The sequence below is a fragment of the Hoylesella marshii DSM 16973 = JCM 13450 genome, from assembly GCF_000146675.1.
GTDB classification, from domain to species: Bacteria; Bacteroidota; Bacteroidia; order Bacteroidales; family Bacteroidaceae; genus Prevotella; species Prevotella marshii.
Genome location: NZ_GL397214.1, coordinates 5,298 through 24,291 on the forward strand (window position 1 = coordinate 5,298; position 18,994 = coordinate 24,291).

At 46.8% G+C, this 18,994-nt stretch carries 14 protein-coding genes, 1 tRNA gene and 2 pseudogenes; 12 read left to right on the forward strand and 5 right to left on the reverse strand.

Annotated features, from left to right (window positions below; all coding sequences use genetic code 11):
* The 10 genes and pseudogenes from HMPREF0658_RS00035 to HMPREF0658_RS00080 all read left to right on the forward strand — a co-directional run.
* Positions 1–255, forward strand: a pseudogene (locus tag HMPREF0658_RS00035) (plasmid mobilization protein); the annotation flags it as partial.
* Positions 239–1,318 carry a relaxase/mobilization nuclease domain-containing protein gene (locus tag HMPREF0658_RS00040; protein WP_006947597.1) on the forward strand — a complete coding sequence of 360 codons (1,080 nt, stop codon included), beginning with the start codon at positions 239–241 and terminating at the stop codon, positions 1,316–1,318. The pseudogene HMPREF0658_RS00035 and the gene HMPREF0658_RS00040, both read left to right, overlap by 17 nt.
* 1,077 nt (positions 1,319–2,395) lie before the next feature.
* Positions 2,396–3,625, forward strand: coding sequence for a sigma-54 interaction domain-containing protein (locus HMPREF0658_RS00045; RefSeq protein ID WP_006947599.1), 1,230 nt, complete (start codon positions 2,396–2,398; stop codon positions 3,623–3,625).
* A complete protein-coding gene (locus HMPREF0658_RS00050) occupies positions 3,606–4,118 on the forward strand; it encodes an LptE family protein (RefSeq protein WP_006947600.1) in 513 nt (170 codons plus the stop codon). Before HMPREF0658_RS00045 ends, HMPREF0658_RS00050 begins: the two co-directional genes overlap by 20 nt.
* A gap of 5 nt (positions 4,119–4,123) precedes the next feature.
* Positions 4,124–4,884: pseudogene (locus tag HMPREF0658_RS00055) on the forward strand (tetratricopeptide repeat protein).
* Positions 4,885–4,888: 4 nt separating this feature from the next.
* Entirely contained in the window at positions 4,889–5,275 is a 387-nt protein-coding gene (gene secG / locus HMPREF0658_RS00060; RefSeq protein WP_006947602.1) for a preprotein translocase subunit SecG, read from the forward strand.
* A 251-nt stretch (positions 5,276–5,526) separates the two neighbouring features.
* A tRNA-His gene (locus HMPREF0658_RS00065) sits at positions 5,527–5,600 on the forward strand.
* Positions 5,601–5,845: 245 nt separating this feature from the next.
* Positions 5,846–7,795, forward strand: coding sequence for a glycogen debranching enzyme N-terminal domain-containing protein (locus HMPREF0658_RS00070; RefSeq protein WP_006947603.1), 1,950 nt, complete (start codon positions 5,846–5,848; stop codon positions 7,793–7,795).
* Between the two features lie 17 nt (positions 7,796–7,812).
* A complete protein-coding gene (locus tag HMPREF0658_RS00075) occupies positions 7,813–9,075 on the forward strand; it encodes a glycosyltransferase family 4 protein (protein WP_006947604.1) in 1,263 nt (420 codons plus the stop codon).
* Between the two features lie 65 nt (positions 9,076–9,140).
* A complete protein-coding gene (locus HMPREF0658_RS00080) occupies positions 9,141–10,553 on the forward strand; it encodes a glycoside hydrolase family 57 protein (protein WP_006947605.1) in 1,413 nt (470 codons plus the stop codon).
* Positions 10,554–10,758: 205 nt separating this feature from the next.
* Here the strand turns inward: HMPREF0658_RS00080 and HMPREF0658_RS11485 are convergent, their stop codons facing one another.
* The 5 genes from HMPREF0658_RS11485 to hcp form a co-directional block, all read right to left on the reverse strand.
* Positions 10,759–10,926: a hypothetical protein gene (locus HMPREF0658_RS11485; RefSeq protein WP_154645745.1), complete on the reverse strand. Its 168-nt coding sequence runs from the start codon at positions 10,924–10,926 to the stop codon at positions 10,759–10,761.
* A gap of 245 nt (positions 10,927–11,171) precedes the next feature.
* A complete protein-coding gene (serS, locus tag HMPREF0658_RS00085; protein ID WP_006947606.1) occupies positions 11,172–12,461 on the reverse strand; it encodes a serine--tRNA ligase in 1,290 nt (429 codons plus the stop codon).
* Between the two features lie 90 nt (positions 12,462–12,551).
* Entirely contained in the window at positions 12,552–12,815 is a 264-nt protein-coding gene (gene rpmA / locus HMPREF0658_RS00090; protein ID WP_006947607.1) for a 50S ribosomal protein L27, read from the reverse strand.
* A gap of 16 nt (positions 12,816–12,831) precedes the next feature.
* A complete protein-coding gene (gene rplU / locus HMPREF0658_RS00095) occupies positions 12,832–13,149 on the reverse strand; it encodes a 50S ribosomal protein L21 (RefSeq protein ID WP_006947608.1) in 318 nt (105 codons plus the stop codon).
* Between the two features lie 930 nt (positions 13,150–14,079).
* Positions 14,080–15,729 carry a hydroxylamine reductase gene (hcp, locus tag HMPREF0658_RS00100; RefSeq protein WP_006947610.1) on the reverse strand — a complete coding sequence of 550 codons (1,650 nt, stop codon included), beginning with the start codon at positions 15,727–15,729 and terminating at the stop codon, positions 14,080–14,082.
* Positions 15,730–15,926: 197 nt separating this feature from the next.
* On the opposite strand from hcp, the gene HMPREF0658_RS00105 reads away from it, so the two are divergent.
* Positions 15,927–16,730, forward strand: coding sequence for an MBL fold metallo-hydrolase (locus tag HMPREF0658_RS00105; RefSeq protein ID WP_006947611.1), 804 nt, complete (start codon positions 15,927–15,929; stop codon positions 16,728–16,730).
* Positions 16,731–16,784: 54 nt separating this feature from the next.
* On the forward strand, positions 16,785–18,707 hold the full coding sequence (locus HMPREF0658_RS00110; protein ID WP_006947612.1) for a heavy metal translocating P-type ATPase: 1,923 nt from the start codon (positions 16,785–16,787) through the stop codon (positions 18,705–18,707).
* The last annotated feature ends 287 nt before the right edge of the window (positions 18,708–18,994 follow it).

An 18,994-nucleotide genomic window follows, 5' to 3' on the forward strand; every position in this document is an offset into this window, starting at 1 on the left:
AATGGAGAAGTGGTTGCCATTCCTAAGATGACGGACAATGAGAGAGAAGCCATTGCCATTCTCCAGCATACGGGCAGGTTCTATGGGCAGATTTCCAACCTTATTAAAGTCAAGGATGAGAGATGGGTACATATCACACAGAACCTTTCGCTATGTGCCAAAGAAGCATTTAAGCGATTTTACGACCCGCATTTTCGTGTGGACGACGAAATATATAAGGTCTTAAATATGTCGAGAGATGATAGGAAAATGTAAGGCGATAGCGCATGGCAGCAATGCGCTGGAGTATATTTTTCGGGAGGGCAAGCTTGGTAGTCGGCTTGCCTTTCACAATCTTTGCAGCAGAGAACCGAAAGCAATCTATGAGGAAATGAAAGTGGTCAGCGATTACAACGCACGATGCAGAAACAAGTTCCTCCGCATCGAAATCGGTATAGCACCACAGGATGAGAAAAAGCTGTCCGTTTCTGAACTCATGCGGATAGTCCATCTGTTTGCCAACCAAATGGGACTAGACAACCACCAATGGGTAGCAGTAACGCACAAGGACACTGACAACAGACATATTCACATCATTGCCAATCGCATCAGCCTTTACGGAGAGGTTTATGATACCACTTTTGTGAGCAACAGGGCAGCAAGAGTGGCGGAGGAAATAAGTCGCTCGAAAGGCTTGACCATTGCAAAGGAGGTCAGGGCGGAAAGGAAGCATCAGAAAGCAAAAGCCAATCCTACGAGAGAGCAAACAAAGAAAGAAGTACAGCAAATCTGTTATGCCTTGTTGGATAAATATAAAAGCGGTGGCATATCAGGGCACTCCATGTTTCTCTACGAATTGAACAAGAACAACATTATCATAGAGCGCATGAAGAATAAACAGGGAAAAGTCTATGGTTTGAAGTTCTCCTACTGTGGCCAGACATTCAAAGCTTCCGAAATCGGCAGGGAGTTAGGTTACCACTCTTTGCGGAAAAACTTTGAGATAGCCAATAAGGCCGAAACAAAGGAGACGATAACAAAAGCTCACACATTGGCACACGAGACTGCAAAAGATAAAACTCACTCAGACACAGGCTATCAACTTGTTCCTCCCAGCCGTTCATACATACCGCCTACAAAAACAAACGAAAGTTCATCTATTGCACAAGCCGTAGGAAATGTAGCAAGCACCGCCTTGAATGCTGCCGAAGAAATGATTTTGGGAGCAGGCGGACTTATTAATCCACAGACACACGGTGATAATTATGCAGAGATGGCTTGGCAACGAAAACTCAGAAGCCAAGCCAAGAAAAAGAAGAAAAGAGGAAGAGGTATATAATAGATAGCTCCTCTCTATTTCCAATCACCAAAAAACTCAATGATGACGCAAATGAACGAAATTCTTATCAAAAACGCTTGTTATTCAAAGCAAATGATTATCTTTGCAAACAGAATAACAAGCGTTCTTTGTTGATGTAGAAACATGCGACAGAAAGCACTTCGCTCGTTTCCAAATCGTTACCTGTTTTGTTATACCAACAAGGTAACTTCTTTATTTTCAATTAGATACGTTTTAAGAATTATCTTCAGACGTGGAGAACAAATTATCCAAACGTGGAGAACAGATTATCCAGACGTGGATAACAAATTATCCAAACGTGGAGAACAAATTATCCAAACGTGGAGAACAGATTATCCAGACTTGGAGAACAAATTATACAAACGTGTATAATGAGTTATACAAACGTGTATAATGAGTTATACAAACGTGTATAATGAGTTATACAGACGTGGATAAAGGATTATAAGCATGTGATGGGAATTTAATATTCCTTATATCTCATGAGGTGAAATCATATTGTAAAGGCGGTTGTCGTCTAACTATCTACGTGAGTTCGAGATAAGAGAATCTCATCCAATAACCCCAAAGGGGCGACAGAAAACTAAACTCAATCCTCTGTCACCCCTGCGGGATTAATCTTTCTGCACATGCTTGTCAGGGGTGGCGCTCTTACGAGCTTCACACCCTGCTTAAGGTCTTACGCCCCGTTGGGGCTTATAGTCCGATAACCTTATCCTGGACTCATGTATATAATAATGGTTTGAGGCACAATGTAAGTGCCGGAGGCGTGCAAGATGTGAGTCCAGCGCACAGCGCTGGGTATAGTACAATTCCTAAAATGGTGCGCTGTAGGTGCGACAGAATCTCCCAACCGATACGATTTGCACCGAGAAAGGTTGCCCGACCCATCTACATACAAACGCCATCTGTGCTATGCACAAACGCCATTTGTACAGGGTACAAATAGGGACTTATCAATCATAACTTTACGACCCTTAAAAGTTGCAATCCCGTATTTTAGTGCGCAATATTGCAAGAGTATGGAATAAATTGTGTAATTTTGTCCGTCTAAATATGAATACATCAGAGCTACAAAAACTCAAACAGCGGTACAATATAGTGGGTAACTGCGATGGGCTAAACCACGCCTTGGATGTGGCCATTCAGGTGGCACCCACCGACCTTTCGGTGCTTATCATCGGTGAGAGCGGTGTGGGAAAGGAAATCATCCCCCGCATCATCCACGACAATTCACCACGGAGACGTGAAAAATACTTCGCCATTAATTGTGGCTCCATACCCGAAGGCACCATCGACAGTGAACTCTTTGGTCATGAAAAAGGGTCGTTTACAGGTGCTGTCGGCGAGAGCGAGGGCTACTTCGGCGTGGCCAACAAGGGTACCATCTTTCTTGATGAAGTGGGGGAGTTGCCGATGGCCACACAGGCTCGGTTGCTGCGCGTGCTTGAGACAGGCGAATATATACGCGTGGGTGGACAGCAAATCATGAAGACCGATGTGCGTATCGTGGCTGCAACCAATGTAAACATGCGTAAAGCTATCAGCGAGGGACGCTTCAGGGAAGATTTGTTCTATCGTCTGAATACCATCCCCGTGCAGATGCCCCCGCTCCGCGATAGGGGCGAAGATGTCGTGCTGCTGTTTCGGTTGTTTGCCATGCAGATGGCAGAGAAGTACCGCTTGCCCAAGATAACGCTTACAGAGGATGCCCGTCGTCTGTTGATGAAGTATAAATGGCCGGGAAACGTGAGGCAGCTGAAGAATATTACCGAGCAGATGTCGGTACTCAGCGAGGCACGGGAGATAGATGCTGAGACGCTCTCACAGTTTATACCCCAAGACCCGGAGAGCACCCAATTGGCACTTATCCAGACAGGAGGATCCCACTCCTACGAAAGCGAACGGGAGTTGCTGTACAAGATACTCTATGAACTGCGGGGCAACGTGAGTGACCTGCGGCGTGATGTAAATAGTCTGCGCAAACAGATAGACGAGACAAGGCACCTTGGCGCGGGAACGGAGGTGGCACCGCTGGTTCCTGTTGCAAGTCCCGTGGCCTCTTTTAATCCACATGCCGTCATGAGCAATTCGCGATACGAGGAGGCCGATGTGGAGGAAATATCCGAGCCGGAGACACTTAACCTCAGCGACTTAGGCCGACAGATGGTGGAGAAAGCCCTCAATCGTAATGGTGGGAACAGAAAGAAAGCTGCTCAGGAATTGGGTATCTCTGACCGCACATTATATCGAAGAATCAAACAGTATGGACTGGACAATCAATAAGGTCGCAGCGGGATTGCTGCTTGTGTTCCTGTCGGCTTGCAAGGTGAGCTACACGTTTAATGGTGCAAGTATCGACTATACCAAGACGAGAACCATTACAATCGTCGATTTTCCCATCAGAAGCAGTTATGTATGGGGGCCTATGGCACCACTCTTCAACAATCAATTGAAAGACCAGTTTGCCAGCCATACCCGTCTTGTACAAGTAAAACGCAATGGAGATCTGCAGATAGAAGGTGAAATCATACAATACCAGCAACGTAACAAAGGTGTGTCGTCGGAAGGCTATTCGGCACAGACGGAGCTTTCTATCACCGTCAATGTGCGTTTCATCAATAAGACGAACCATAAGCAAGACTTTGAGCGACAGTTTACAGCGACATCCTCTTATGAAACGACCCGCTCTTTAAACTCTGTGCAAGAGCAATTAGTGGGGCAAATGGTCAAAGACCTTACCGACCAAATCTTCAATGCAACGGTAGCCAATTGGTGACAATTATGAATCTGAAAGAGCTGATACAGCATCCCGAAAGCATGGACAGGGAGACCTTATACGATCTCCGCAGTCTGTTAGCCCTCTACCCGTATTATCAGACCGCCAGACTACTCATGCTGCAAAATCTGTATCTGCTGCATGACCCTACGTTTGATGAAGAACTGAGACGGGCTGCTTTGTATATTGCCGACCGTAAGGTCATCTTCCGTCTGGTAGAGGCCGCCCATTATCGTCTGAAAAGCAAAGCACATACGTCTGCCAAAGTACCCGAAGAAGTGGATAAGGCACATCGCACCGTAGCACTGATAGATAATTTTCTTGATGCAATACCTCCCGAAACGGAGGAGGAAAAGAAAGAGAAACGTAGGCCAACACCTGCCGATGCAGCCGTAGATTACGTGTCATACCTAATGGAAAGTGCCGACATACCTGCGGGAGGTAAGGACGACGCAACGCCGTTGATGAAAGGACAACAATTGATAGACAATTTTATCAGTAGTGAAACAGGTCGCATCGAGTTGAAGGAAACACCGGAGTTCGTGCCGCAAATCAGCGATGAGACTACGGGAAACGACGATACGCAAGATGAGGGCCTCTTTACCGAAACCCTCGCACGAATTTATGTGAAACAAGGACGGTATGACAAGGCATTGGAAATTATTAAGCGATTAAATTTGAATTATCCAAAAAAAATGCTTACTTTGCAGACCAAATCCGTTACTTGGAGAAATTAATCATCAATAATAAGAATATAAACAGATAGAAACATGTACACATTACTTGTAATTTTGATTGTCTTGGCATCTCTGCTCATGATATTTGTCGTACTGATTCAGGAGTCGAAAGGTGGCGGACTTTCATCAAACTTCTCCTCATCTAATGCTATCATGGGTGTCAGAAAGACCACCGATTTCATAGAGAAAACCACATGGGGCTTGGCGATAGCACTCGTTGTGATCAGCGTGGCTTGCTCCTATGTCGTGCCATCGACTGTCAATACAGAGAGCGTTATAGAGAAATCGGCTACGGAAAGCAATACTACCAATCCAAATAATTTGCCCGGATTTGGTACGGGGCAGTCGCAACAGACCGCACCGGCAGGACAGTCAAATACCCCTGCAACTCCCAAAGCTCCTGCATCTCCGGCTAAATAATACGTCGTTGTCGACAACTTTCCTTTTTAGGGGAATAGACCTATCTGTAGGACTGTTCCCCTTTTTTATCCCGTGTCCATTATCCGTGGGACGGCAACTGTAGGACTGTAGATGTCGGCATCTTTCCTCCTCATCGTGCATGAAGTGCGGCCACATCGATAGGAAGAAACGAAAAAAGTATCCTAAAATTTGGCCGTTTCAAATAAATCGGTTACCTTTGCACACGCTTTTACATCATAAAGCGTTATATGGTGGTTGTAGTTCAGTTGGTTAGAGCGTCAGATTGTGGTTCTGAATGTCGTGGGTTCGAATCCCACCATCCACCCTCACAAGTATAAGCGGAAATCCTTGCAATAAAGGTTTTCCGCTTCTTTCTTTTCTATTCGTTTGGGTAAAACTTCTATGGCTATTGAGACCTTTTCGTGATTTTTTTATGAAAAAATACGAATAGGATTTGGGCTACACGATAAAAATACGTATTTTTGTAGGGAAGCGCAGAATGTATCTATATAGATAGACTGCTGCGAGAATATATCAACAACACAAATCTTAACACCTTAGTTTAAGCCTATGAGTTATCTGAAATTTGAAAAGGCTACGATGGCAAACCTCGAAGAGTCGCTTCCGCGGGAGGTGCTACGCACGAATCGGTCAGGTGCATATGCTTGTTCCACTATCGTAGACTGTAATACTCGAAAGCACCACGGGCTACTCGTGGTGCCCGTGCCTGATATGGACGATGATAACCATGTGTTGTTGTCGTCGCTTGATGTGACTGTTATCCAGCATGGAGCAGAATTCAACCTTGGACTGCATCGGTACCAGGGCAACCACTATAGCCCTAATGGTCACAAATACATTCGGGAATTTGATAGCGACCAAGTGCCCACAACCGTGTATCGCGTGGGAGGTGTGATACTGAAAAAGGAGATGGTCTTTCAGCGATATGACGATCAGTTGCTCATCAGATACACCCTGATAGATGCCCACTCGCCCACGACGTTGCGTTTCCGTCCGTTTTTAGCTTTCCGCAGTGTGAGACAGTGTACCCACGAGAATGCTACGGCATCGCGCGAATACTATCCTGTAGACAATGGCATTAAGACTTGTATGTATGCCGGATACCCCGATTTATACATGCAATTCAATAAGAAAAATGAGTTTGTTTTCCAACCCGATTGGTATCGGAATATAGAATATCCCAAAGATCAGGAGCGCGGAGAGCTGTCTACTGAAGATCTCTATGTGCCGGGATATTTCGAGATGAATATCAAGAAAGGCGAGAGCATTGTGTTTTCGGCCGCACTCTCGGCGGTGAAGACGTCAGGATTGAAACGCTTGTTCGAGAAAGAAGCAGCCGAGCGTACCCCCCGCGACAACTTTTTCCACTGCCTGGTAAACGCATCGCATCAATTTCATAACCGTGCCGGCAATGGGAAAGCCTATCTGCTGGCGGGCTATCCATGGTTTAAATGCCGTGCCCGAGACACGTTTATTTCCTTGCCAGGCCTCACCTTGTCGCTGGATGAGCGGTCGTATTTCGAGACGGTGATGGATACTGCTGCCGAAGAGTTGCATCTCTTTATGACGGGAAAACCCTATGAGGGACGCATTTACGAAATGGACAAACCCGATGTGCCTCTATGGGCTATCTGGGCGATACAACAATACGCCAAGGATGCAGGCGTGATAGCATGCCACAAGAAATACCATAAGCTGGTAACAGAGATCGTAGACTTTATACGTGAAGGGCGACATCCCTATATGACCTTGCGCGACAACGGTCTGCTCTATATCGACAGCAAAGACCAAGCACTCACATGGATGAATGCAACCGTAGACGGAAAGCCCATCAATCCACGCACAGGTTATGTGGTAGAAATCAATGCACTATGGTACAACGCCCTGCGATTCTGTGCCTACATGGCCGGAGAAACAGGGTGTCCCGACCATGCAGAAAAGATGGAAGCACAGGCCGAACAATGCAGAGAGGCTTTCGTAGCAACGTTTCTCAACGACTACGGCTACCTGTATGATTACGTGACGGAGAAGATGACGGATTGGAGTGTACGACCTAATATGATCTTTGCTGTGGCGTTGGACTATTCACCTCTGTCACAAGATCAGAAGAAGAGTGTACTCGACATCTGCACACGGGAGTTGCTTACACCGAAAGGGCTTCGCACCTTGTCGCCCAAGAGTGGTGGGTATAATCCCATGTATGTAGGCCCGCAACGCCAACGAGATTACGCCTACCATCAGGGAACAGCTTGGCCTTGGCTGGCAGGTTTTTATATGGAAGCCTGTTTGAAACTCTATAAGCGCACGCGACTGAGCTTTATTGAGCGTCAGATGGTAGGCTATGAGGATGAAATGTTTTCACTATGCGTGGGTACGATACCCGAACTCTTTGACGGTAATCCCCCCTTCACGGGGCGTGGCGGTATATCATTCGCTATGAATGTGGCGGAGATATTGCGTATGCTCAAGTTACTCGAATCTTACACTTATCAGCAATAAAGAAGGAGGAATATGCGATGAAAGTATTGATGTTTGGATGGGAGTTTCCTCCTCATATCCTCGGTGGACTTGGAACGGCCAGCTATGGTATTGTGAAAGGGCTGGCAGAGCAGGGCGACATGGACATAACTCTTTGTCTGCCGAAGCCGTGGGGCGATGAAGACCGTAGCTTTCTCAATATCATTGCCATGAATGCCGTACCCATTGCATGGCGCGATGTAAACTACGATCATGTGCAGCATCGTATCGGTAGTGTGATGAGTCCGGAACTGTATTATCAACTTCGCGACCATATCTACGCCGATTTTAACTATATGCACGTGGATGAATTGGGTTGTATGGAGTTCTCCGGTCGATACCCCGATAATCTGCACGAGGAAATCAATAACTATTCTATCGTGGCAGGTGTCGTAGCCCGACAACAGGAATATGATATGATTCACGCCCACGACTGGCTCACTTATCCTGCCGGCATACACGCCAAGCAGGTAAGCGGAAAGCCGCTGTGCATACACGTACATGCCACTGACTTCGACCGTTCCCGCGGAAAGGTGAACCCCACGGTATATGGCATAGAGAAAAACGGGATGGACTATGCCGACTGCATTATGTGTGTGTCGGAGTTGACAAGACGTACCGTTATCGACCAATATAGGCAAGACCCTCGTAAATGCTTTACCGTACACAATGCCGTGTACCCCTTGCGACAGGAACTGCAAGACATTCCGCGCCCCGACCATACGGGACGCGAGAAGATTGTTACGTTCCTTGGACGCATTACTATGCAGAAAGGCCCCGAATACTTCGTAGAAGCTGCCAACATGGTGTTGCATCGTACACGCAATGTGCGTTTCTGCATGGCGGGCAACGGCGACATGATGGATCGTATGATATATTTAGCTGCCGAGCGTGGTATTGCAGACCGTTTCCACTTTCCCGGCTTTATGCGTGGCAAAGAGGTGTACGAATGCCTGAAAGATTCTGATGTCTACGTGATGCCTTCTGTCAGCGAGCCGTTCGGTATATCGCCACTCGAAGCCATGCAATGCGGTACGCCGGCCATTATCTCTAAGCAGAGTGGCTGTGCCGAAATACTGCAAAACTGTATCAAGGTAGATTACTGGGACATCCACGCACTGGCCGATGCCATCTATTCCATCTGCCACAACGAGAGCCTCTTCCGCTACTTGCAAGAAGAAGGATTACGAGAGGTCGACGGCATCACATGGGAGAAAGTGGGACGGCGCATACGCTCACTCTACGACGCATGCCGAGGCTGACATCCGCACTTCGCCTGCATATATGTATTCCAAACGTATCACACATAAAAAAACAACGAAACAAGATGAAAACAATCTGCCTATATTTCGAGATACACCAAATTACTCATCTCAAGCGATACCGGTTCTTTGACATCGGTACAGACCATTATTACTATGACGATTACGAAAATGAACGCACCATCGATGACATTGCAGCACGTTCGTATATGCCTGCTCTTTCTGCGCTGCTCGACATGATTCGTCAAAACGACCGCGCTTTCCGCGTGGCTTTCTCCATATCGGGTGTGGGCATGGAGCAACTCGAACTGCATGCACCCGAAGTGTTGGAGAAATTACAAGAGCTGAATGATACGGGTTGCGTGGAGTTCCTCGCTGAACCTTATTCCCACGGACTCTCGTCGCTCATCAATGAGGAAACTTTCAAAAACGACGTGCGAAAGCAAGTGGCTAAGATGAAGGAATACTTCTCCCAGACACCCAAAGTATTGCGAAATTCGTCGCTCATCTACAGCAACGACATCGGTCTCATTGCCGCCCGTATGGGTTTTAAAGGGATGATTACCGAAGGAGCCAAACAGGTGCTCGGATGGAAATCGCCCCACTACGTCTACAGTTGTGCTACAGCTCCCGCGCTGAAACTCTTGCTGCGCGATGTGACGCTGAGCGACGACGTGAGCCTGCGTTTCAACAACAGCGAATGGGAAGGCTTCCCGCTCTTTGCCGACACCTACATGCAGCGTATTGCCGACTTGCCGGAGGAGGATCAGGTCATCAATATTTTCATGGAGTTATCGGCATTAGGTATAGCGCAGCCCCTATCCAGCAATATTCTGGAGTTCCTGAAAGCGCTCCCCGATTGTGCTCGCCAGCGCGGTATCACGTTCTCAACACCCACCGAAATATGCCTGCGTTCGCCGAGTGTGGCATCTCTTGATGTGCCTGACAACATCAGTTGGGTAGACGAGGAACGCGACGTGAGCAGCTTCTTGGGCAATTCCATGCAACGCGAAGCCTTCCGCCAGCTCTACAGTGTGGCCGATAGAGTGCGCATCGCTCGCGATCCGCGTATCAGTCAAGATTGGGACTACCTGCAAGCCACCAACAACTTCCGTTTTATGGGTACCAAACCCACGGGCATCGCCATAGATAGGGGTATCTACAGCAGTCCTTTCGATGCCTTTACCAACTATATGAACATTTTAGGTGACTTTATCAATAGAGTAAACAATCTCTATCCCGAAGAGATAGACAACGACCAGCTCAACGGGCTTCTTACGACTATCAAGAACCAAGGAGACGAGATTGAGATGAAGAACCGCGAGATTGAACGCTTACAGACGAAGTTGCGCAAAATGCAGACGGCAACCGCTCCGAAGACACGCGTTGGCGCAAAAGCTGCTAAAACGGCAAAGTCAAAGACTGTCAAGACCAAACCCACAGCTGACAAGGCGGGCGATAGCACATCCGCAGACTGACTTACCGGTTGCAGACGGATACAAATTAAGACGGCACCGAGAGAACATGGTTGATTCTCTCGGTGCCATTCTTTTCTACAGCATTTTCCGAATGGAATTTTATAATTACTGTCCCCTATAAACCTTTTCCGTATATAAGAGTTAGGCGCTGAAATTCAAACGAGGTTTTTTCTGCCATCTTCCATGGACGATGGCAGTTTTTGAGTCATTTTCTGCCATCCGCCGTGGCGGATGACAGTTTTTTGGTTATTTTCTGCCATCCGCCGTGGCGGATGACAGTTTTTTGATTATTTTCTGCCATCCGCGCTGGCGGATGACAGTTTTTTTGTTGTTTTTTTGTCATCTGCGCTGGATGATGACAGTTTTTACTCATTGTCAATCGATTTTCATCTCGTGCATGGAAATCCACAGAACGATGAACCCATCATCATGACTGAAAAGGCAAATGCGCCACCAAAAGAACTTGATTAGGAGGGAGGCTTGGTTTTTCAAAAAAAAGAATGCGGAATTACCTATATAAAGGCAATTCCGCAAGGGGAAATCTATGCTATTTATGTTTTGCGGACAAGCAATAGAAATTTATGTATAGAGTGTTTTAGACCGTCTTCCAGCAGGGTATTACACGTGTTTGTCGTCAATCCATTCAAAACCGCAATACGGAACAAGTACATGCGGCACGCGAATACCCTCTGATGTCTGGTTATTCTCAAGGATAGCAGCCACGATACGCGGTAAGGCTAAAGCTGAACCGTTGAGCGTGTGGCACAACTCCGGTTTCTTGGCACCTGCCGGCCGATAACGACACTTCAGCCGGTTGGCCTGATAGGAAGCAAAATTCGATACCGACGATACCTCAAGCCAACGCTGCTGGGCTGCACTGAACACCTCAAAGTCATAACAGATGTGAGATGTAAAACTCATGTCACCTCCGCAAAGCAATAGGATGCGATAAGGAAGTTCTAACTTGCGGCAAAGGCTTTCTACATGGTCGAGCATCTCGCGCAGGCTGTTAGCGGAATGCTCCGGACGGTCAATGCGTACCAACTCTACTTTATCGAACTGGTGCAGGCGATTCAGTCCGCGCACATCCTTGCCATATGAGCCGGCCTCGCGACGGAAGCATGCAGAATAGGCACATCGTTTGATAGGTAAGTCGCTTTCGTCGAGTATCACGTCGCGAAACATATTCGTTACCGGTACCTCGGCTGTGGGAATCAGATACAAATCGTCGGTCTCGCAGTGATACATCTGTCCCTCCTTGTCGGGCAACTGCCCCGTGCCGTAGCCCGAGTCACGGTTCACCACAAACGGAGGCTGTACCTCAAGGTATCCGCTCTTCCGTGCTTCGTCGAGGAAAAAGGCTTCGAGCGCGCGCTGCAAACGCGCCATCTTCCCGATATATACGGGGAAACCGGCACCGGTTATCTTAACACCTAAGTCGAAATCTATCAGATTGTACTTGCGGCATAAATCCCAATGACACAACGCATCGGTAGGTAATACGGGGCGTTCACCACCTTCTTTCACCACCTTGTTATCGTCTGCCCCCGTTCCTTCAGGCACTTCATCGGCCGGAATATTCGGGATGGTACATAAGAGCGTCGTTAATTCCTGCTCGGTAGCTGCCATCTCTTCCGCGAGTTCTTTGTCTACGGTCTTCAAACTGCTCACGCGTTCCTTCACTGCAGCGGCTTCCTCATGGCGATTCTCTTTCATCAACGCCCCTATTTGCTTGGCCAGCACATTGGCTTCCTGCTTGTTGCTGTCGAGTCGCTGTTGGGCTTCGCGACGACGCTTATCAGTCGCTAATACTTGTTCTACAGCCTCTCGAGCACCGTTGAAGTGCTTCTTCTCCAAGCCTTGTATCACATGTTCGGTCTCCGTACTTATCTGTTTCAATGTAAGCATATCATCAAAAGTTTTAAATGTTTATACCAAAAGTCCCGATTCTCCGTCGGGAATCGGGACTTTGCGTTTGTTTGGAATTGTGTTCGTCGTCTAAGCCTCGGCTTCCGGAATCACCGAAACCGTACTCTTGTCTTTGCGGCCTTTGTGGAAATTCACCACGCCGTCTACCAAAGCGTACAAGGTGTCGTCCTTGCCGATACCTACATTCTTACCGGGATTGTGCTTTGTGCCACGCTGGCGAACAATAATATTGCCGGCAATCACTCTCTGCCCACCCCAAATCTTAACGCCTAATCTCTGTGAAGCTGATTCACGGCCGTTCTTTGAACTGCCCACACCTTTTTTATGTGCCATTTGTCTTCCTCCTGTTTTAAGCGATTACTTGTTTGATTTCTACTTCTGTGAACTGCGAACGATGACCGTTGCGTTTGCGTGAATCCTTTCTACGTTTCATTTTGAAGACGATAATCTTATCGCCTTTTACCAGCGGATGAATCACTTCACAGACCACTTTGGCACCCTCGACTGTAGGTGCACCTACTTGAATCGTACCCTCATTGTCGATGAGGAGTACCTTGTCGAACTCAACAGATTGGCCTTCTTTTACATCGCGGATATGATGCACGAACAGTTTCTTTCCCTGTTCCGCCTTGAACTGCTGACCGTTAATCTCTACAATTGCGTACATTATATATAATTATTGTAAACGGTTTTTTCCGCAAGGCGATTGACATTGTGCCAATGCTTCATTGAGCCTCCACGGACTGAACGGCTGCAAAATTACAAAATATATTGAATTATATATACTTTCCCTATAGAACTTCTCGTAAGTTTAAGAGGAATTAACAAAAACTTTTTTCCCTTTAGTGTCGCTTTCTCACATGTGAAAACATAGTTCGTATTCCTACATCGAATATTTTTGCAAAAATAATTAGTAAATGTTTTTGATAATAAAGAAAAATACCATACCTTTGTAACCGTTATCCTGAAAACAATCTTTTTACCTTAAAGCACTAATACCTATTGAAGATAAGAAGCGATTACCTGTGAAGGTCATCGCTTTTTTGTATTTGCTAAGCTCCTGTATGGAAAGGTTTATGTCTGTTTTTCATTCCTTGGTTTTTAAATGGTGTAAAGGCAATAATAAATAAAGGTCATCTATAGTTTTTCAACCTGCCGAATGTCTATTAAGCCTAAAAGGGTATATAACACTTTCCATCATGGGTGTTAAACACCCTTGCTTGTAGGTGTTTATATCTACTCCTACTTCAGACGAGATGTAGTCCTACTTTAGATGCCATCTACTCCTACTTTAGATAAGGTGCATTGTTACATGGACAGATTTACGACCTTTCTCACGACAAACGGTATTTATGACGAAGTTCTTTGACACCTATTGTGCTTCGTTGGGAGAACGCACTATACCAGTGTTATGCGCAGGGCTAATATATCGTGTTCTTTGCTTTGCTTCCTCTTCAATGTTCCTCCATGTCTTATGGAAGTAGCCTAACAGACATGTCTTGTTGTGAGAGGATGGAAACCGGAGTCCTTTCATCGTACAAACCAGAAGCACGACAAGGATGTCTACCTGCCGTGCTTCCGTCATTGATGAGTTTGTTTATTCAAAGAACTCTCTCAAGTCGTCTTCTACTGTTCCGATGCCTGCAATACCGAACTGTTCTACCAGCACTTTGGCAACATTTGCCGAGAGGAATGCCGGAAGGGTAGGACCCAAATGGATGTTCTTCACTCCCAGACTCAATAACGCAAGAAGTACGATGACTGCTTTCTGCTCATACCATGCGATGTTGTAGATGATAGGAAGTTTGTTGATGTCGTCGAGGTCGAATACTTCTTTCAGTTTCAAGGCAATCATGGCAAGCGAATAACTATCGTTGCATTGTCCGGCATCAAGCACTCTTGGAATACCGTTGATGTCACCCAAGTTTAATTTATTGTATTTATACTTGGCGCATCCGGCCGTCAATATCACCGCATCTTTAGGCATTTGCAGCGCAAAGTCTGTATAGTAGTTACGGCTCTTGGCACGTCCGTCGCAGCCGCCCATCACGACAAACTTCTTAATGGCACCGCTTTTCACCGCTTCTACCACTTTGTCGGCCAGCGTCAAGACCTGATGATGTGCAAAGCCGCCAATGATTTCGCCTTGCTCTATCTCTGTTGGCGGTTCACAAGTCTTGGCCAATGCAATCACTTCGGAGAAATCTTTGTGTCCTTGGGCATCGGCTTCGATGTATTTCCATCCGGGGTATCCTGTGCTGTTCAGTGTGAAGACGCGGCCGTTGTAGTTGGCTTTCGGCGAAGGAGGGACGATACAGTTTGTGGTGAAAATAATGGGACCATTGAAGGAGGAGAACTCTTCTTTCTGCTGCCACCATGCATTTCCGTAGTTACCGGCCAAGTGTTTGTATTTCTTCAGTTGCGGATAATAATGTGCAGGAAGCATCTCGCCGTGGGTATAGACATCGATTCCGGTGCCCTCGGTCTGAATCAGTAAGTCTTCGATGTCGTGCAAGTCGTGCCCGCTGATTAAGATGCCTGGATTCTTCCGTACGCCGATATTTACTTTTGTTATCTCCGGATGACCATAAGAGGTCGTGTTAGCCTTGTCTAATAATGCCATGGCTTTCACGCCGAAGTTTCCCGTTTCCAATACCAGATGGAATAGCTCATCCATCGAAGCGTCTGTCTTCGCCGTTATAGCCAAAGCTTTCTGCATAAAGGCGATAATGCTCTCGTCGCGATGTCCCAAGCGTGAAGCATGCTCATAGTAAGCGGCCATACCTTTTAGACCATACATGGTGAGTTCTTTCAATGAGCGCAAATCCTCGTTCTGCTCACGCAACACGGAATGTTTGGTGCCTTCTTCATTGTAAGAATCTCTGTTTCCATCCCATGCCAGCTCCTCTGTCATCGGTAATTCAACACCGTTTGCAGCCGCTATAGCCATGAGTTCATTGCGTAGGTTCACAGCTTTTTCGATGCGGGCAATCAGGCTTTCATCATCGAAATTAGCATTCGTAATCGTAGAGAAAAGGGTATCTACAATGAAATCGCCCGATACCTCGCTCCCTTTTACTGAGGCTTTGCGCAATGCTTCCTCAACAATGGCGATGCCACGAATAACCGACAGCAGCAAGTCCATATACTTTGAGGTCTGCGGCAGCTTGCCACATACGCCCCTGATAGTACATCCAACGCCTTTCGCAGTTTCTTGGCATTGGTAACAAAACATTTGTTCTTTCATAAAAATCTTGTTCGTTAAATAAATATTTCGGTTGCAAAGGTATTGATATGGGAGTATCAAGACGGTAACAAATGTGTCGTTGCAAGGTTAATGTCGGTTAAATTACAGGCAAGCAATGAGCGTAGTGCAGATGAGAAGACTGTTTCTTTGGCTGTCAGATGTATTTTGAGTACTTTTGCGCAAAATAAGAAATCAAAATGCTGAAATTTATCTCTTTTGGTAGTGGAAGTTGTGGCAACTGTTACTATCTATACACGGAAAAGGAAGGTTTGCTTATCGATGCTGGCATCGGACTGAGAACACTCAAAAAGCGATTTCAAGACTACGGACTTAGACTCAGCGATATTCATTATATTCTGATTACCCACGACCATACCGACCATGTGAAATCCGTCGGCACATTGAGTGCAGACTATTCTCTGCCGGTCTATTCCACGGAGAAGGTACACGAGGGAATCAAGAATAATCACTATCTGAAGAAGCATGTCGCTCCTGAATATACACACATTATAGAGAAGAACCGGAGCTTTCGGTTGGGGGAGTTTACGGTTACACCCTTTGAGATTCCGCACGACAGTTCCGACAATGTTGGCTATCGGGTGCAACATGGCGATGTGGTATTCTGTCTCATGACAGACATCGGACATATTGTGGATGATATCAGAAAGAATATCAGCGAGGCACAGTATTTGGTCATAGAGGCCAACCACGATGTGCAAATGCTTCGGGATGGGCAGTATCCCGCGTATCTGAAGCAAAGGGTTGCCGGCTCATACGGACACCTTAGTAACAGTGAATGCGCGGAGGCTCTTGCTAAGAACGCCACAAAGAAGCTCAAACATGTGTGGCTCTGTCATCTTAGCGGAGAGAATAATCATCCCGAATTAGCGCGTAAATCTGTTGAGCATACTTTGAAAGAGCATGGGATTACGGCAGGAGAGGATTTCTTACTCGATGTCCTCGGCCGCAAAACACCTTCTGAAATCACCGACCTTTATTAAGGGCGACCTTTGTACTGACTATATAATAAGGATAATAAGGAGAAAACTTGATTTATGGAAAAGAAAACAATACCTGTCATAGGGATGGCGTGTGCAGCTTGTTCGGCAAACGTGGAACGCAAGTTGAAAGGATTACCCGGCGTACATTCAGCCACGGTAAGTTTGGTTGGGCGTAGCGCTTTGGTGGAGTTCAATCCCGCCGCGATAAGTCTCGAAAAGATGAAGCAGGCCATCAACGACATAGGCTACGACCTCGTGATTGAGAATGACCGATCTGTGGTGGAGATAGAGCGGAGAGAATATCGCTTGTTGATGAAGAAAACACTGCTCTCATGGTGTTTCGCCATCCTTTGTATGTCGATTTCCATGGGATGGCTGAGCATCGGTTCGGCTACCGTTTCCCGGCAAACAGCCTTGTTACTCGCTTTGGGCAATGCGATTTATTGCGGCCGCAACTTTTATGTATCTGCTTGGCGACAGTTGCACCATTTGACAGCCAACATGGATACATTGGTGGCTTTGTCTACGAGTATTGCCTTTCTCTTTAGTGTGTTCAACACCTTTTTTGGAGAAGCCGTATGGGGTGCGCAGGGTATCGAATGGCATACGTATTACGATGCGTCGGTGATGATTATCACGTTTGTGCTGACAGGACGTTTGCTTGAAGAAAAAGCCAAGAACGGGACAGCTGACAGCATCAGACAACTGATGGGGCTTTCGCCGAAGACCGCCCATCTTGTAGAGACCGATGGCATAACAGATGTGCCCGTTGCAACCGTAAAGATAGGTGATATACTTGAGGTGCGGGCGGGCGAGAAAGTGCCTGTAGACGGCGAAGTGACGCAAGCCGAGAGCTTTATGAATGCTGTCGGCGCTTATGTGGATGAAAGTATGATAACAGGCGAACCGACTCCTGCGCTGAAAGAGAAAGGTTCGCAAGCGTTGGCCGGTACCATTGTTTCGCAAGGCAGCTTCCGTTTCCGGGCACGTCAGATAGGCGAGAACACGGCGTTGGCACACATTGTAAAGATGGTGCAGGAAGCGCAAGGCAGCAAGGCACCCGTACAACGCACTGTAGACCGGCTGGCTCTTATCTTTGTACCTACGGTTATTGGCATTTCCGTGCTTACGTTCCTGTTGTGGTGGGCTATCGGAGGGCAAGTCGCTCTTCCGCAGGCCGTGCTCTGCGCTGTCTCTGTCTTGGTGATAGCCTGTCCTTGTGCGATGGGGTTGGCCACGCCTACGGCATTGATGGTAAGTATCGGCAGAGCGGCGCAAGACAATGTGTTGATAAAAGATGCGACAGCTCTTGAGAGTTTGAGGCGTATTGATGCGATGGTCATTGACAAGACCGGCACGCTGACGATTCCTAATAAGAATGTGGATTTTACAAAAGCCGACAGCTTGCCTCTTGAGACACGAGAGACCCTGAAGCCGCATGCAACGGAAGCTGTAGCAGCATTGATAGGCGACGGAATAGAACTTTATATGATGAGTGGCGATAAAGAAGAGGCTGCACATTATTGGGCAGAGAAGGCCGGTATTCAGCATTATCGTAGCAAAGTGCTACCCCGCGATAAGGAACAGCTCGTTCGCCGCTTGCAAACTGAGGGGCATTGCGTGGCGATGGTCGGCGATGGCATCAACGATACGCAAGCACTTGCCTTGGCCGATGTAAGCATTGCGATGGGTAAAGGCACGGATGTAGCCATGGATGTAGCGCAGGTGACACTGATGAGCGACGACCTTCGGAAGATTCCGCGCACCATTCGTCTGAGTCGTCACACGGTTTCCATGATACGGCAAAACCTCTTTTGGGCTTTTGTCTACAATGTCGTATGTATTCCTTTGGCGGCCGGTTTACCATATGTGTTTGGCTTCCCGTTTCATATAGACCCCATGTTTGCCGGTGGCCTCATGGCCTTTTCGAGTGTGAGTGTAGTGCTCAACAGCTTAAGGCTTAAGTATTGGAAATAGATGTATTTTCAGTTGGTTTTATAACAGCATAAAATTTTTTGTTATAAAATCAACTGTATATATAACGGCGTAAACTACGTCATTATAAAATCGATTGCATATATAACAGCGTAAACTGCGCTGTTATAAAATCGATTGCATATATAACAGCGTAAACTGCGCCGTTATAAAATCAAGTGCATATATAACGGCGTAAACTGCGCCGTTATAAAATCAGGTGCGTATATAACGGCGTAAACTGCGCCGTTATAAAATCGAGTGCGTATATAACAGCATAAAATTTTCTG

Excerpts from the sequence above, each read along its gene's own strand:
- rplU (WP_006947608.1), bottom strand. The coding sequence starts at position 13,149 with ATGTACGCAATTGTAGAGATTAACGGTCAGCAGTTCAAGGCGGAACAG.
- HMPREF0658_RS00040 (WP_006947597.1), top strand. The coding sequence starts at position 239 with ATGATAGGAAAATGTAAGGCGATAGCGCATGGCAGCAATGCGCTGGAG.
- hcp (WP_006947610.1), bottom strand. The coding sequence starts at position 15,729 with ATGAAAGAACAAATGTTTTGTTACCAATGCCAAGAAACTGCGAAAGGC.
- rpmA (WP_006947607.1), bottom strand. The coding sequence starts at position 12,815 with ATGGCACATAAAAAAGGTGTGGGCAGTTCAAAGAACGGCCGTGAATCA.
- HMPREF0658_RS00080 (WP_006947605.1), top strand. The coding sequence starts at position 9,141 with ATGAAAACAATCTGCCTATATTTCGAGATACACCAAATTACTCATCTC.
- HMPREF0658_RS00105 (WP_006947611.1), top strand. The coding sequence starts at position 15,927 with ATGCTGAAATTTATCTCTTTTGGTAGTGGAAGTTGTGGCAACTGTTAC.
- HMPREF0658_RS00070 (WP_006947603.1), top strand. The coding sequence starts at position 5,846 with ATGAGTTATCTGAAATTTGAAAAGGCTACGATGGCAAACCTCGAAGAG.
- HMPREF0658_RS00075 (WP_006947604.1), top strand. The coding sequence starts at position 7,813 with ATGAAAGTATTGATGTTTGGATGGGAGTTTCCTCCTCATATCCTCGGT.
- serS (WP_006947606.1), bottom strand. The coding sequence starts at position 12,461 with ATGCTTACATTGAAACAGATAAGTACGGAGACCGAACATGTGATACAA.
- HMPREF0658_RS00110 (WP_006947612.1), top strand. The coding sequence starts at position 16,785 with ATGGAAAAGAAAACAATACCTGTCATAGGGATGGCGTGTGCAGCTTGT.
- HMPREF0658_RS00050 (WP_006947600.1), top strand. The coding sequence starts at position 3,606 with ATGGACTGGACAATCAATAAGGTCGCAGCGGGATTGCTGCTTGTGTTC.
- secG (WP_006947602.1), top strand. The coding sequence starts at position 4,889 with ATGTACACATTACTTGTAATTTTGATTGTCTTGGCATCTCTGCTCATG.
- HMPREF0658_RS11485 (WP_154645745.1), bottom strand. The coding sequence starts at position 10,926 with ATGAGTAAAAACTGTCATCATCCAGCGCAGATGACAAAAAAACAACAA.
- HMPREF0658_RS00045 (WP_006947599.1), top strand. The coding sequence starts at position 2,396 with ATGAATACATCAGAGCTACAAAAACTCAAACAGCGGTACAATATAGTG.